General features: G+C 35.3%; 12 protein-coding genes. 11 read left to right on the top strand and 1 reads right to left on the bottom strand.

Annotated features, from left to right (window positions below; all coding sequences use genetic code 11):
• Nucleotides 1–67: 67 nt before the first annotated feature.
• Nucleotides 68–1,696 carry a cytochrome D1 domain-containing protein gene (locus tag KO527_RS14195; protein ID WP_216040941.1) on the bottom strand — a complete coding sequence of 543 codons (1,629 nt, stop codon included), beginning with the start codon at nucleotides 1,694–1,696 and terminating at the stop codon, nucleotides 68–70.
• Between the two features lie 283 nt (nucleotides 1,697–1,979).
• On the opposite strand from KO527_RS14195, the gene KO527_RS14190 reads away from it, so the two are divergent.
• From KO527_RS14190 to KO527_RS14140, 11 genes are all read left to right on the top strand, one after another.
• Complete coding sequence (locus KO527_RS14190) at nucleotides 1,980–2,546, top strand: bacteriohemerythrin (protein ID WP_216040940.1); 567 nt, start codon at nucleotides 1,980–1,982, stop codon at nucleotides 2,544–2,546.
• A gap of 113 nt (nucleotides 2,547–2,659) precedes the next feature.
• The gene (locus tag KO527_RS14185; protein ID WP_216040939.1) at nucleotides 2,660–3,565 is read left to right on the top strand and encodes a 4Fe-4S binding protein; all 906 of its coding nucleotides are present in this window, start codon (nucleotides 2,660–2,662) and stop codon (nucleotides 3,563–3,565) included.
• A 119-nt stretch (nucleotides 3,566–3,684) separates the two neighbouring features.
• Nucleotides 3,685–4,518, top strand: coding sequence for a CbbQ/NirQ/NorQ/GpvN family protein (locus KO527_RS14180; RefSeq protein WP_216040938.1), 834 nt, complete (start codon nucleotides 3,685–3,687; stop codon nucleotides 4,516–4,518).
• Between the two features lie 5 nt (nucleotides 4,519–4,523).
• Complete coding sequence (locus tag KO527_RS14175) at nucleotides 4,524–5,108, top strand: cytochrome c oxidase subunit 3 family protein (RefSeq protein ID WP_252733725.1); 585 nt, start codon at nucleotides 4,524–4,526, stop codon at nucleotides 5,106–5,108.
• 11 nt (nucleotides 5,109–5,119) lie between these two features.
• Nucleotides 5,120–5,395, top strand: a complete 276-nt coding sequence (locus KO527_RS14170; RefSeq protein ID WP_216040937.1) for a cytochrome C oxidase subunit IV family protein — start codon at nucleotides 5,120–5,122, stop codon at nucleotides 5,393–5,395.
• A 9-nt stretch (nucleotides 5,396–5,404) separates the two neighbouring features.
• Nucleotides 5,405–5,761 (top strand): hypothetical protein, encoded by a 357-nt coding sequence (locus KO527_RS14165; protein WP_216040936.1) that lies wholly within the window; start codon nucleotides 5,405–5,407, stop codon nucleotides 5,759–5,761.
• A 377-nt stretch (nucleotides 5,762–6,138) separates the two neighbouring features.
• Nucleotides 6,139–6,498, top strand: a complete 360-nt coding sequence (locus KO527_RS14160; RefSeq protein ID WP_289847700.1) for a cytochrome c — start codon at nucleotides 6,139–6,141, stop codon at nucleotides 6,496–6,498.
• A 4-nt stretch (nucleotides 6,499–6,502) separates the two neighbouring features.
• Nucleotides 6,503–7,936, top strand: coding sequence for a cbb3-type cytochrome c oxidase subunit I (locus tag KO527_RS14155; protein WP_354668622.1), 1,434 nt, complete (start codon nucleotides 6,503–6,505; stop codon nucleotides 7,934–7,936).
• Nucleotides 7,937–8,124: 188 nt separating this feature from the next.
• Nucleotides 8,125–9,951 carry a VWA domain-containing protein gene (locus tag KO527_RS14150; RefSeq protein ID WP_216040933.1) on the top strand — a complete coding sequence of 609 codons (1,827 nt, stop codon included), beginning with the start codon at nucleotides 8,125–8,127 and terminating at the stop codon, nucleotides 9,949–9,951.
• A gap of 10 nt (nucleotides 9,952–9,961) precedes the next feature.
• Nucleotides 9,962–10,180 carry a DnrP protein gene (locus KO527_RS14145; RefSeq protein WP_216040932.1) on the top strand — a complete coding sequence of 73 codons (219 nt, stop codon included), beginning with the start codon at nucleotides 9,962–9,964 and terminating at the stop codon, nucleotides 10,178–10,180.
• A gap of 89 nt (nucleotides 10,181–10,269) precedes the next feature.
• Entirely contained in the window at nucleotides 10,270–12,588 is a 2,319-nt protein-coding gene (locus tag KO527_RS14140; protein ID WP_216040931.1) for a methyl-accepting chemotaxis protein, read from the top strand.
• Nucleotides 12,589–12,655: the final 67 nt, after the last annotated feature.

The raw sequence follows: 12,655 nt of genomic DNA, 5'->3' as shown, positions 1-12,655 counted from the left end.
ATATTCTAATTTGACGGTTCAAAAAAGTAGCGGGCATTAAGCCCGCTTTATTGTGTGGTTAAATAGATTAGGTTTTATGGTTCATTCTATTGTAAACGTTGAACTTTCCTGTTGGTGTAGTTAAACCTTTAATGCGGTATTTCTCTTTAAGTGTTTTAGAATCATAAACCACAATTTCACCTGTTGGCTTACTTGCTTCTTTACGGTTCCAAACTGAAACCCAAACCTCAGAGCCTCCTTTATTAAATTCCATGTGTAGTGCTGCTTTACCGGGTTCAGTTGTTACACGAATTGTTTTAACAATTTCGTGTGTATCTTTATCAAATACTTGAACGGATTGCTGTACTTCAGGCTCAGGGTGTTTTAGTTGATCAGCCCAAACAAATTGTGATGTTTCATGGGTACGGATGAATGCACCCGCACCATCTGTTTCAACTTCGTAACATAGTTTCCATGCTTTATCTGGATGGCCAATAGGATCGTTACCCCATACAGAAACTAGCCCCATTCCTAAGTGCGTCGTACCACCAACTGGACCACATTTTTTATCGTTCCAGTTAGCACCAGGACCTGGGTGAGGTAGGCTTTCTACGTCAATCATAGCTTCTAATTTACGTGTCTTAGTATCAACCACTACCATTTTATTAGATGCGTTAGCTGCAATTTGGAAATAACGCCCTGTTGGGTCAAAGAAACCATCATGTAAGAATTCTGCAGAATCTATTTGTGTAATAGATAAGTTGTCTAAATCTTTGTAATCGACCTGCCACATTTGACCAAGCTCTTTTACTGCGACCATAAAGCTTGATTCGTTTGGTGTCGTATATATTGCAGCCACACGAGCTTCGTTTATGAATTCACCTTTAGTATTGTAACCACGGGTAGAAACGACTTTCAGCGGGTTTAATGTAACTGCATCCATAATTACGAAGTGAGCAGGCCAATAACCACCAGCAATAACATATTTACCATCACCTGATACGGCAATATCGCGAGCGTCATAGGCCATTTTAGTTTCAGCAACTAACATGTTTTCTGGCTTTTGCCATAAATCAATTTTTGTAACTTTACCGTCTCGACCTATGGTGTACCAAAAGCGACCTACATCTTCAGCATGATCAATTTTATGATGCTCAGTACCTTTAATAACATGTACTGCGTAGCCAGTATTAATATGCGTAATCACTTTTTTAGTATCACCATCAACAATAGCTACTTTACCGGCATCACGTTCAATAACGATAAAGAAGTTTTTCCAGTTTAGGTTATGCATAGGTTTTGCTGGATAGTTTTTTGCGTCTACAAACTGTTTTGTGTGGCTGCGCATTTGTGTAATTGACATTTCTGGTGGTACAGGTGGCTTCATTTGAATAAATGTCGCTAAATTTGATATATCTTTTTTACTAAAAATGTCATCAAAATTATTCATACCGCCTTCTGTACCGTATGCAATAATTTTTTCTAAACGTTTTTGACCTTTTTTCAGTGTTTCTTTTGGCTCTAAGCTTTTCCCTGTAGCACCTTTTCGTAAAACACCGTGACAACCGGCACAACGTTGAAAATATTGTAATTGTGCTTTTTCAAAGTCAGCTTTCGATAACGTTGGCTCTGCAGCTGATACCGACATACTTATGCCTGTAGTTGCAAATCCAAGTGCCATAGTGAGAACTGATAATGCTGTTTTTACTTTTTTCATCATTTTTCCCTCAGGTTTAGTATTTTAAATAAATGATTTTCAGAATTATTATTCGGCGCTTAACCCTGGAATGCGTTTTGTTGAATAATTATTCTGCTTTGAGCGCACTATCAATCAATTTTATTTATGGCAACCTGACCTAGATCAAATTTTTAAACTGATTAAATTTTAATTAAAGTTAAACTAAAAATTGTTTGATCTATGACAATAATTTCCCCCGAGTAAATTCATATTGTGGTATCTGAAGTTAAAGAAACCACATAAAAATTAAGGGTATAGAGAAATGAAGAAACATTCTAAGGCATTGTTATACGCTGCAATTATCGGTTTGATCATAGTTGCAATATTTCTTGGTTTTTTATCAGGAATGAATAATCCTATTTCATGGATTTTAATTTTAGCCCTGCTATTAATACCATTTATATACAATAAAACTAAAACAGAGACGCAATTAAAATGGAAGGAAGAGTATAGTGTAGGTATAGAGGTTTTAGATTTAGACCATAAAAAATTAATCAATTTATTAAATCAATTTAATACTGCATATGACTATGCAATGAGTGAAGAGTTTGAACGCCAAGCATTGGATGATTTAATTGATTACACTAAATATCATTTTGAACGAGAAGAAGAAATTATGAGTGATAATGATTACCCTAATTTTGATGAACATAAAAAACAACATCAAGATATGATAAATCAAATATCCCATATGCAAGATAAATATAACGAGAAAGGCCATGAAGTATTTGAAGAAGTGTGTGAATTTTTAACAAATTGGTTGATAAAACATATTAATGGTACTGATAAACAATATACGCAACATTTAATTGAGCGTGGTTATAAATAAGATGATCGAGATAAATATTAGACATTCTTTTAATTAAACAAGACTTTGATCAATTTTAGTGGTGCTAGTTATTGCTAAAATTGTTCAAAACCAGCTCATAAAGCAGTATTCTCATGACTTATCAGCATTCAAGAACAATGACACGTACATTATTTTTCTTACTTTTTTTATTCGCTCCCCTTTTAGATATTTTTCGTTTTGATTTAACTTTAGGGCATTTTATATTTTTTGGCCACCAATGGACATTAGGTCTTGAGAGCGTTATCCATCAAGGAGGTACCACTGTACAAGCAACAACTATTATATTTTTAAAAGTATTCTTACCTGCCATTGCTTTTGTAGGCACTTCTCTTATTTTAATTTGGAAGTTTGGGCGTATCTATTGTGGTTGGTTGTGCCCACATTTTTCGGTTGTAGAAATGATAAACCAAGTGATGTTGAAACAATTAAATCGGGTTACATTATGGGAAAAGCCTGAAAAGCAGAATCAAGCTATTATTCCTAGGCTTATTGTTGCGGCTATTAGTATCAGTATGGCATTCACTTGGGCTGTAGGTTTACTCAGTTATTTAATGCCGCCCGTACCATTGCTTATTGACTTGGTTAATTTAGAAGTAGGCTTTGGATCAACCATATTTCTAATCGCTGCGACTTGTGTATTTTCTTTCGATTTTATTTTTGCGCGTCACATATTTTGTAAATACGGTTGTGCTTTGGGTTTATTTCAAAGTCTTATATGGATGGCAAATAAACAAGCGATGGCAGTAAAGTTTGATCGTACACGTGCAAAAGCCTGTAGAGAGTGTGATAAAGCATGTGATAAGGCCTGCCCAATGCGTCTTCCTACACGAAACATGAAACGGGCTAAGTTTACCTGTACACAGTGCGCGCAATGTATTTCTGCATGCCAAGAAGTACAAAAAGATAACCCTGAAGGGACGTTATTAAAATGGGTAGATGGTCCCCAAGCGATTGACATCGATCGCCCCGCAGCAAAATACATTCCTAAAGAAAAGTGAAGTTATTATTAAACCAAGTTGATGCGAGTTCTCATTTGACTTGATCAAAATCAAAACCACTCTCATATAACAAGAGTACCTTATAGCTAACAACAATATGTGCTTAAGGTTTTCTTTTTATGACTCAAACATCTGCAGCTTCAACTGATAATATTATCGAAATAGAATCAGATCAAAAAGAATTATTTTATCAAGAACAAAAAAATGAAATATCTCTATTTGAGTATGCTTATGAACATCAATTACCCGTTTTAATTAAAGGGCCAACTGGGTGTGGTAAAACCCGGTTTGTTCAGCATATGGCTGAAAAATTAAATAAACCTTTATATACAGTTGCTTGCCATGACGATTTAACGGCAGCTGATTTAGTTGGGCGTCACTTAATAGGGCCAAATGGCACTTATTGGCAAGATGGTCCTTTAACACGTGCTGTGCGAGAAGGTGGCATTTGTTATTTAGATGAAGTTGTTGAAGCACGAAAAGATACAACGGTTGTATTGCATCCATTGGCCGATGACCGCCGTATACTCCCACTAGAAAGAACGGGTGAACTATTAGAAGCCGCAAAGGGTTTTATGTTAGTTGTTTCATATAATCCGGGTTATCAAAATTTACTAAAAGGCATGAAGCCAAGTACACGTCAGCGTTTTGTAGCACTTAGGTTTGATTACCCAGAACCTAAAGTAGAACAAGAAATTTTAATGAAAGAATGTAATATTGACGCACATCTGGCTTATAAATTAATTGAGCTTGCTGGCGCATTGCGCCGGTTAGAAGATAACGACTTAGATGAAGTGGCATCAACTCGTTTGCTTATTTATGCGGCACGCATGATGTCTAGTGGTATGCCGGCACTTGAAGTATGCCGATGCTGTTTAGCAGAGCCATTAACCGATGATCCTATTACAGTTGAAGCATTAATGGATGTTGCACGAATTTATTTTGATGAATAAAAACAATGCAAAATGAAATAGACATAAATACCAATGATAAAAAACTACCTGGCGATTTAGCCATGTGGTTTTTTATTTTAGCTGAACTGACAGTATTTGCGATTCTATTTATCGCTTTTGCTGTTACTAAGCAGTTAAATCCGCAAATGTTTATATCGGGTCAAGCCCATCTTCACCCCATTGCAGGAATAATAAATACCCTAGCACTTATCACAAGTAGTTATTTTGTGGCATTAAGTGTTCATGCAATTAAACAGTCAGAAAATACCAAAGCAGCACAACATCTTATAATTGCACTATTAATTGCATGTATATATGTTTGTACTAAATCATGGGAATACCAAGTATTAATTGAAGCTGGGTTTGGAATATCAACAAATACGTTTTTTATGCTTTATTTTTTAATTACCTTTTTCCACTTTATGCATGTTTTATTGGGCATGATAATTTTAGCTTTTATTGCTAAAAAAGCGGCTAATGGCGTATATAAAGCAGATCAAACTTCAGGGTTTGAAGCTGGTGGCTGTTATTGGCATATGGTCGATTTAGTGTGGATTATCTTATTCCCATTAATATATATTCTAAACTAGAGAGTTTGAAGATGACTTTTAAACAGTTCATAATTAGTTTTATTGTATTAATCGGATTAACAGTTGAGTCAGTGATAGTTGGTGGTTTTGCTCAGGATAACAATGATATTTCACAAGTCTATACTATTTGGTTAGTTTTAGCGGCTGCCATGTATAAAGGACAACAAATCACGGATGTATTTATGGAGCTAAATAGCGGCCCAAAACTTTGGCGGATTTTGATGTTAACCTATGTGATTGTTGTCCCATTCATCATAGGCCTTATATACTGGATCCCTTTGAGTTAAGGAAACCTCATGCCCAACAGTGCCATTACACAAAAAAAACTATCAACAATCGCTCAGGCGCTCTATGTTGCTAATTTGCTTATTTTACCTGGTTTAGCATTTCTATTTTTATTAGTTTATTTCATTAAATTCAAATCTCGTTTTGGACTAGCACGTATTCATCTATATCGCTCAATGCAATTATGTGCTTTAAATGGTATCGCTTTAGCTGTTATTCCTATCGTCTATATATTCTTAGCTGGTAATAATATCAATGCGTCTATTATGATAATGTTGTTTTATTTTATTTGCATGCATGCGATTTTTGTTCTGTTAGGTATGCTAAATCTTTCCAGAGCCATGGCAAAAAAATTGCCTCTTTTTTAGTGCAGTTAACAAATATCTTTTATCTCATCAAAAATGTTAAAATATTAATTATGAATAAAAAAACAATTAAACTTTTTATAAATATCTATTAAGTAGCTTTTAAACCCTTACTTTAAATAAGGTTATATACTCTTTAAAATCCTATAGTTACAAAGGTTGATTCAAATCAAATAACGAAGCTCCCCAATTTAAAAAATTTGATGCAAGTCAAATAAAGCAAACCCACCGTACCGTAAGATTTATTTGTTCAACAACCGTTAGCTTTTTTAACAATTATAGGGGATGAGACAATGTCCGAAACCTTTACAAAAAGTATGGCGAGAAACATTTATTACGGCGGAAGTATGTTCTTCTTCTTAGTGTTCCTCGGGTTAACCATGCATACAACAAGAGAAATGCCTAAATCGGATCACCGTGAAAATATAACTGAATCAGTGGAGCGAGGTAAGGAATTATGGGAAGAAAATAACTGTATTGGTTGTCATACACTAATAGGTGAAGGCGCATACTTTGCTCCTGAACTTGGTAATGTATTTTACCGTCGCGGTGCAGGTGACCATGAAACATTTAAAGCTTTCATGAATGGCTGGATGAAAGCACAACCTTTACGTGTCCCTGGCCGTCGCCAGATGCCGCAGTTCAACTTAAATGACCAAGAAATTGATGACCTAGCAGACTTCCTAAAGTTTACTGCTGAGATGGATGTTAATAGCTGGCCACCAAATATTGAGGGTTAATGACGTGAATACATTAAAATTTCAATCTCAATCTGTTGCAAAACCTTATTTTATTTTTGCATTAATGCTGTTTACAGGCCAAATTCTATTTGGTTTGATAATGGGTCTTCAATATGTGGTGGGTGACTTTTTAGGTGATGCAATCCCCTTTAACGTTGCGCGGATGGTTCATACTAACTTACTGATTGTTTGGTTATTATTTGGTTTTATGGGTGCGGCATATTATTTAGTACCTGAAGAAGCTGAAACAGAACTCTATAGCCCAAAATTAGCAATTGCATTATTTTGGATATTTGCAGTTGCAGGTACTTTAACTGTCCTTGGCTACCTATTAGTGCCTTACTCTACTCTAGCGCATATGACAGGTAACGATATTTTACCCACCATGGGCCGGGAATTTTTAGAGCAACCTACCATAACTAAAATCGGTATTGTTGTAGTATGTTTAGGTTTCTTATTTAACTTAGGTATGACAATCCTAAAAGGTCGTAAAACGGTTGTAAACTTAGTATTGCTTACAGGTCTTATTGGCTTGGCTGTATTCTTCTTATTCTCTTTTTATAACCCATCTAACATCGCACTTGATAAATTTTTCTGGTGGTTTGTTGTTCACTTATGGGTAGAAGGTGTTTGGGAACTGATCATGGGTGCAATCTTAGCGTTCATTTTAATTAAAGTAACGGGTGTAGATCGTGAAGTAATCGAAAAATGGTTATACGTTATCATCGCGATGGCACTGATCACAGGTATCTTAGGTACAGGTCATCACTTCTACTGGTTAACTACACCTGATTACTGGCAGTGGATTGGTTCTATCTTCTCTGCACTTGAGCCTTTACCTTTCTTTGCTATGGTATTATACGCGTTTAATATGGTAAATCGTCGTCGCCGTGAACATCCAAATAAAGCTGCAACATTATGGGCTTTAGGTACAGCAGTAATGGCATTTTTAGGCGCTGGTGTTTGGGGTTTCCTACATACACTTGCTCCAGTTAACTACTTTACGCATGGTACTCAAATAACAGCTGCTCATGGTCATATGGCATTTTACGGTGCTTATGTAATGATTGTATTAACAATAATCTCATTTGCGATGCCTAAGTTACGTGGTATCGGAGAGTCCTCTAGCCCTAAAGCACAAGTTGTAGAAATGTGGGGATTCTGGTTAATGACTATCTCTATGGTATTCATCACATTATTTCTAACGGGTGCTGGTATCTTACAAGTTTGGTTACAGCGTATGCCTGAAACAGGCGAAGCATTAGGGTTTATGGCAACGCAAGATAAACTGGCTATCTTCTATTGGTTACGCGAAGCAGCTGGTGTTGTATTCATGATAGGCCTATTAACTTATTTATCTAACTTTCTAGTAGATAGGAAGAAAGTGACAGTAAGTAATTCACAAATAAATAAAGATGCATTGCAAGCCGACGCTTAAATTCACATCAATATAGTTTCAACCAGAAGCCTTAAACATTGTTTAGGGCTTTATCTTTTCTTAACTCCTCATTATTTATAAAGTTAAAATGATTAATATATTTAACAAATCTTCTTTTGATATAAGTCACATTGCTTTCCTTTGTTATTGATATTATGAGTGTGATGTCAGCTTAATGAGAATTTATAATGGAAGAATGGGTTGGTAGTATTTGGCATAAATATATCACTAAAAAAGCAAGCACTGATTTTGATGAAGCTAAAGTAACATTTGCACAAGTCAGTAAGTCAGCAGGTATGATTTTTAGAGCCCTTGGAGGCTCCCCAGCAAAGCGGGTTGAAGCTGCCGCGGCCCGAGACTATATTGTCAGGCGTAGCTTTTTACAAAAGATATCTGGCTCACATCATCAATTAAGCCTTGCTTGGCAAGATGAAACGAGTTTAAGACTCCCTGAATCAATTGCTGTTTTTCCTTCAAAATCATTAAATAAAAACCTTTATTTATGGCTTGCAGCGCTCGCTGCACAATCAGATGAAAAATTTAACCATTGGGCCAAAGATAATCAAGCAAGAGTATTAGATGTTTTACAACGTTACCCTAGTTTAAAGACCCGCTATTACGCTATGCTTGAAGCTTTGTTACAACTTAGACCTGCAATAGATACATTACCAAAAGCGCATCAAGCTTTAGAAAAATCTGTTATTCAAGCACTCAAAGAACCTGGCTCTGTAACACATTTTCCTATGGCAAATTATGCTCCACAAGCGGTATATTTATGGTTATATCCAAGTGCCAATGTGCAAATTAGCCCTCCAGTTGATAATGAGTTAAACCATCAAAAAAAGGAATCTTCAAAAAACAAACAAGAAAGCAAAGTGGCAAGAAAGAAAACAGAACGAATTCAAGATCCACACACCCGCGATGGTATGATGGTTTTTAGATTGGAAAATTTATTTTCATGGAGTGAGTTTTCAAAAATTAACCGCGCTGAAGATGATACTGATAATGAAGATGCACAACGTGTTGCAGAAGATTTGGATAAAATTACATTATCTAAGCAACAAAATCAAAAAACAGCAAAACTCAAAGTTGATCTAGATTTACCATCTGCATCTGAAGATGATATTCCATTAGGTGCTGGTTTAAAGTTACCTGAATGGGATTATAAATTATCTAAATTGATAGATGATAGGTGTTTATTACAACCTATGTTACCAAAAGACAGTTCAGCTAAAAAACTACCTGCTAATTTATCCAGTGCAGCTAAAAAAATTCGTTCTCAATTTCAGCAACTACAAAGTGTGAAGCAGTGGCATAAAGCGCAACCCCAAGGTGAAGAGCTAGATATATCTGCTTGGTTAGATTTTCATATACAAAGCAAGCAAGGTCCAGCACCACAAAAAGGCTTATACCGTAGTTTTAAAAGTAATAATAGAGACCTATCTTGTTTATTACTTGCTGATATATCTATGTCTACCGATGCACATATAGATGATAATAATCGTGTTATTGATGTGATTCAAAGTAGCATGTTGTTATTTGGTGAAGCACTTGAGGCTGTTGGCGATGAATTTGCGATGTATGGGTTTTCATCTGTGAAACGTCATCATGTTAGATTTACCATGCTTAAAAACTTTGCTGAGAAATACAATGATGATGTAAGAGGTCGAATTCAAGCATTACAACCTGGCTTTTATACTCGAATGGGGGCTGCTATCCGTCAGGCTACAAAAGTATTATCAGCGCAAAAAAACACTCAGAAATTATTGTTAATTTTGACAGACGGCAAGCCTAATGATATCGACCATTATGAAGGTCGTTTTGGTATAGAAGATACCCATCAGGCAATCTTAGAAGCGAAACGATTAGGGCTTAGACCTTTTTGCATCACCATAGATCAGCAAGCAGATGAGTATCTGCCCTATTTGTTTGGGAGTGATGGATTTACGGTAATTTTGAATCCAACTGCGCTGCCCAATAAGTTACCACATCTATACCATCAGTTAACAAGTTAGGAGTTATATAATGATAGAAACAATTCATTGTCTATATTGTGATACTGAAAATACCTTAGAGCAAGAGGATAAATACTCAAGTTCACAAGAAACGATATGTTGTCATTGTGGCATGATACTTCCACAATGCCATCCTCATAGTGCCACATATCGTAGACGGATATTTAAATATGCATTTTGGCCTATATTCATTTTTTGCATCGTTATGATGATTTATTTACCTAGGTAAAATACTGTAATAAAAGCATGATCATGTGGCTAGGATAAGATAAGTTAACTAAACTTTGAAGTATGTTTTTCTATTAGATTAATATACAAATGAAGATAGCAAATAAGATCATAGTTGCATCTGTTGTTTTGTCAGCAATCGGAATAATAACCGCAGGCTCTCTTGTAGGTTGGCAAGCATCTTCAATCGCATCAAAAGCATTAGAAAAACGTGCTTTTGAGCAGCTAATTGCAATTAGAGAAATTCAAAAAACGCAAATAGAAGAATATTTCATTACCATACAACATGAAATTGTTAGCTTATCTAGCGATTTAATGGTTAGTGATATGATGCAGAAAATGTCAAAACCATTTTATAAATTCGATCAGGAAACTAGCCTTCAAGAAACTGGGCAGCTTCAACAATATTATACATCGCAATTCGACGTACGATACAAACAACAAAACCCCAATTTAAGCCAAAGTTCAATTGATAAATTAGCTAAACTAAATCAGAATACGCGATCAATTCAACATGCATACATTAGTGGTAATCAGTTTGAATTAGGGAGTAAAAATAAGCTTAACTTCTCAAATGACGATACTACATATAGTAAAATACATAAAAAATATCATCCTCATTTAAATAAATATTTAGAAGCTTTTGGTTTCTATGACATATTTTTAGTTGATCCAAATACAGGGTACGTGATTTACAGTGTTTTTAAAGAGTTGGATTTTGCTACTTCTCTAAAAGACGGCCCTTATAAAAATTCAGGTCTTGCAAAAGCATTTAAAAAAGCAAATCAAAGTACAGAACCTGATCACAGCTTTTTAATTGATTTTGAACCTTATTATCCCTCATATCATGATGCTGCTGCGTTTATGTCCTCCCCTATTTTTTCAGATGAAGGTGAAAAGCTTGGTATTCTAATCTTTCAAATGCCCATAGATAAAATAAATTCATTGATGACATATGGAAAACAATGGGAAAAAGTAGGGTTAGGAGAATCTGGTGAAACTTACCTAATTGGAGAAGATTATCTGTTACGTAGCCAGAGTCGCTTTCTTTATGATGATCCTCAAAATTACAAAAAAGCGCTTTTAAATTCCGGAGTGAATAATACAATTATAGAAAAAATTGTTGCTAGTGGCTCTGCTATCGGTTTACAACCTGTCAAAAGTGAAGGTGCGGTATCTGGTATTGCTGGACAAACTGGCATTAAAACAATAAAGGATTATAGAGGCGTTGATGTACTATCAGCTTACGGGCCCCTTAATATAGATGGTGTTAAATGGGCTGTTTTAAGTGAGATTGATGTATCAGAAGCAATGAAAGATAAAGATGAAATGCTTAATAGTATTTGGTTTATTATGAGCGGTATAATGTTGGTACTTATTCCTTTAACTTTACTTGCTGGATTTAAAGTAGGCAAAGGTATCTCAAATCCAATAAATCAATTTATAGATCAAGTTAACCATATATCAAAAGACAAAGATTTAACTGCAAGGGTAGATTACAAAGGAAATGATGAATTATTTTCCCTTGCTAACTCGTTTAATCACCTATTAAATGAACTACAAGAAATTTTGCATTGTGTTGAAAACTTATCAAAAACACTACTTGAGTCTACTGAAACAATGCTCGTTAATATGGATGAAACAACCAATCAAACATTACATCAATCAGATAACGCCGATAGTGTCGCTGTTGCGACAAATCAATTACTTGCAACCATTCAAGAAGTTGCACGTAATGCCACAACTGCGGCCGATACTGTTAAAGCTACTGATGACAAATGTAGTGAAAGCACACAATCAGCACAAAAATTAGAATCTGATATGAATAACTTAAATTCGGAAATGGATAATGCATCTCACTCAATAGAAAAATTAGCAATCGAGAGTGAATCTATCGGTTCAGTGCTTGATGTGATCCAATCAATCGCAGAGCAAACTAACCTGTTAGCTTTAAATGCCGCCATTGAAGCAGCTCGTGCTGGTGAGCAAGGTCGCGGTTTTGCAGTTGTAGCTGATGAAGTAAGAACCTTAGCCAGTCGAACACAACAATCGACAGAAGATATTCGTTCAAAAATTAATTCGTTACAACAGGAAACTCAGACAACCGTTAAAATGGTAACCTCTTCAAGTAAAATGGCAAATGCGAGTATTGATGCCTGTGAAGATAATAAGAAATTGATGGCTGATGTGGTTGATTTAGTACAGCAATTAAATGATATGAATTTACAAATTGCAACGGCTTCTGAGCAACAAAGTGCCGTTGTAGATGATATTAATAAAAATGTGACTGAAATAGCTGATACCTCACATAATATTTCTGATAAAGCTGATGTCAGTAAAGATGATGTAAAACGACTCAGTGTATTGGTAAGTAATTTAGAAATGAAAATGAAAGAGTTTAGGTTGTAACCTCTTAACATAAAATAAAAAGAGGTGCTTGGCACCTCTTTTTTTTTAAAACCCTACAACTAATTTA

Origin of the sequence: Pseudoalteromonas sp. C2R02, from assembly GCF_018860845.1 — a bacterium.
GTDB lineage: Bacteria > Pseudomonadota > Gammaproteobacteria > Enterobacterales > Alteromonadaceae > Pseudoalteromonas.
Note: the sequence above shows the minus strand (reverse complement) of the source record. Positions and strands in the feature narration are given on the sequence as shown.

Coding starts and splice junctions, on each gene's coding strand:
- KO527_RS14165 (WP_216040936.1), top strand. CDS start 5,405: ATGCCCAACAGTGCCATTACACAAAAAAAACTATCAACAATCGCTCAG.
- KO527_RS14195 (WP_216040941.1), bottom strand. CDS start 1,696: ATGAAAAAAGTAAAAACAGCATTATCAGTTCTCACTATGGCACTTGGA.
- KO527_RS14140 (WP_216040931.1), top strand. CDS start 10,270: ATGAAGATAGCAAATAAGATCATAGTTGCATCTGTTGTTTTGTCAGCA.
- KO527_RS14160 (WP_289847700.1), top strand. CDS start 6,139: ATGCATACAACAAGAGAAATGCCTAAATCGGATCACCGTGAAAATATA.
- KO527_RS14180 (WP_216040938.1), top strand. CDS start 3,685: ATGACTCAAACATCTGCAGCTTCAACTGATAATATTATCGAAATAGAA.
- KO527_RS14185 (WP_216040939.1), top strand. CDS start 2,660: ATGACTTATCAGCATTCAAGAACAATGACACGTACATTATTTTTCTTA.
- KO527_RS14145 (WP_216040932.1), top strand. CDS start 9,962: ATGATAGAAACAATTCATTGTCTATATTGTGATACTGAAAATACCTTA.
- KO527_RS14190 (WP_216040940.1), top strand. CDS start 1,980: ATGAAGAAACATTCTAAGGCATTGTTATACGCTGCAATTATCGGTTTG.
- KO527_RS14175 (WP_252733725.1), top strand. CDS start 4,524: ATGCAAAATGAAATAGACATAAATACCAATGATAAAAAACTACCTGGC.
- KO527_RS14170 (WP_216040937.1), top strand. CDS start 5,120: ATGACTTTTAAACAGTTCATAATTAGTTTTATTGTATTAATCGGATTA.
- KO527_RS14150 (WP_216040933.1), top strand. CDS start 8,125: ATGGAAGAATGGGTTGGTAGTATTTGGCATAAATATATCACTAAAAAA.